Origin of the sequence: Streptomyces yerevanensis (genome assembly GCF_000716805.1) — a bacterium.
Classification (GTDB): Bacteria; Actinomycetota; Actinomycetes; order Streptomycetales; family Streptomycetaceae; genus Streptomyces; species Streptomyces flaveus.
In genome coordinates, this window is record NZ_JNWJ01000204.1 from 1 (window position 1) to 695 (window position 695).

1 protein-coding gene is annotated in these 695 nt (G+C 66.0%); it reads left to right on the top strand.

Features of this window, described 5'->3' with window-relative positions; genetic code table 11:
- Positions 1-100: 100 nt before the first annotated feature.
- Entirely contained in the window at positions 101-679 is a 579-nt protein-coding gene (locus OP79_RS49055) for a dihydrofolate reductase family protein (protein ID WP_033329777.1), read from the top strand.
- The last annotated feature ends 16 nt before the right edge of the window (positions 680-695 follow it).

Below are 695 nucleotides of genomic sequence, written 5' to 3' on the forward strand. Positions count from 1 at the left end.
CTGACCACGCTGGACTCCAGGAGTCCAGCGGCGATGAGTTTCGCCGTGGGTTCCGGTCTGTACCCCCAACACGCGATCAACCGCACTCGAGGAGAGCACCATAACCGCTATCTACACCTGGGACGTCTTTTCCACCCTCGACGGCTACGGCTCCTACGGCCCCGACGGCGACTGGGGCGGCTACTGGGGAAAACAGGGCCCTGAGTTCCTTGACAACCGCCTTGCCGTGATCAGCGAAGAGCAGCGGATGGTTCTCGGGGCCACCACCTTTCGGCAGTTCGTGGAGCTGCTGGGCCCGATCCCAGAGGCCGACCTCGACCCGGTGAACTCCCGGATGCGAAGCATGCCGACAACGGTGGTGTCGACGACGCTCGCAGGACCCTTCGCATGGCCGGACGTGGCCGTCGTGGCCGGCGACGCCGTCGACGTCGTCGCCCGGCTCAAGGAGGAGTCCGAGGTGCCGTTGCGCTCGCACGGCAGCCTGTCGATGAACCGGGCGCTGATGGCCGCAGGGCTCGTCGACCGCGTCCAGGTGACGCTCTTCCCTGTGATCAGCGGTCAGACCGGGACCGACCCGATCTTCGAGGGCGCGGCCGACTTCGACCTCGAGCTGATCGAGAGCCGGACGTTCGACGGCCACACCCAAGAGCTCATCTACCGGCCCACCCTGCATGTCTGAGTCCATCTATGCACCC